General features: G+C 56.0%; 1 protein-coding gene. It reads left to right on the forward strand.

The features are described from left to right. Nucleotides 1-1,080, forward strand: a protein-coding gene (locus ACLEIV_RS16835) for an IS3 family transposase (RefSeq protein WP_410457779.1) whose coding sequence is annotated in 2 segments (ribosomal slippage) — nt 1-173 and nt 173-1,080 — 1,081 coding nt annotated over the 2 segments. Because the reading frame shifts where the segments join, the coding sequence is not laid out codon by codon here. This gene is flagged as partial in the annotation. Nucleotides 1,081-1,088 lie beyond the last annotated feature (8 nt).

Raw genomic sequence — 1,088 nt, forward strand, 5'->3', positions numbered from 1 at the left:
CGAAGCCAGCCGCTCGCTGGATATCGGTGAGACCATCCTGAGACGCTGGGTCAAGCAGCTACAGCAAGAGCGGGATGGCACAACACCTGCCAGCAAGGCACTAACCCCGGAGCAGCAGCGGATACAGGAGCTGGAAGCCCGCATCCACCGGCTGGAACGAGAGAAAGCCATATTAAAAAAGGCCACCGCTCTCTTGATGCAGGACGAACTCGAACGTACGCGCTGATAGACCAGTTAAGAGGGCAAGAGTCGGTCGATTTGGTCTGCTCCGTGTTTGGTGTCGCACCATCCAGTTTCTATGACTATCTGAAGCGCAAGCATACTGTGAATGCACAGCGAGTGGTGGAGCGAAGTGAAGTCAACCGGCTGTTCACCGCCAGTCGAGCATCAGCGGGCAGCAGAACACTGATGCTGATGATGCGGGAACAAGGACACCAGATGGGCCGTTACCGGGTGAGAAGTCTGATGAAGGAGCTGGGCCTGATATGCAAACAACCCGGCTCCCATGCCTATAAAACGGCCACCGTTGAACGGCCAGATATCCCCAACAGGCTGAATCGCAAGTTTACGCCAGTCGCACCCAATCAAGCCTGGTGCGGGGATATTACCTACATCTGGGCCGGCAGCCGCTGGTGTTATCTGGCCACCGTGATGGACCTGTACCGTCGTCGGGTGGTTGGCTGGGCTCTCTCGCATCGACCGGATGCCGAGCTGGTGACCAAGGCGCTGGATATGGCTTACGAGCAGAGAGGAAGACCTTGTGGGCTGTTGTTTCACTCAGACCAGGGTAGCCAATATGCCAGCCGCTTGTTCAGGCAACGGTTGTGGCGCTACCGCATTACGCAGAGCATGAGCCGCCGCGGCAACTGTTGGGACAATGCGCCTATGGAAAGACTGTTCCGCAGCCTGAAAGCGGAATGGGTGCCAGCGACTGGCTATCCGTCCATGGCCGAAGCCAAAAGAGATATCAGCGATTATCTGATGAACTACTACAACCGGTATCGCCCTCATCAACACAATGATGGGTTACCACCAGTTCAGGCCGAGAATCGGTCTAATTTATTGTCCGGGATTAGTTGACCACTACA

The organism is Oceanisphaera submarina, from assembly GCF_046521305.1.
GTDB classification, from domain to species: domain Bacteria; phylum Pseudomonadota; class Gammaproteobacteria; order Enterobacterales; family Aeromonadaceae; genus Oceanimonas; species Oceanimonas submarina.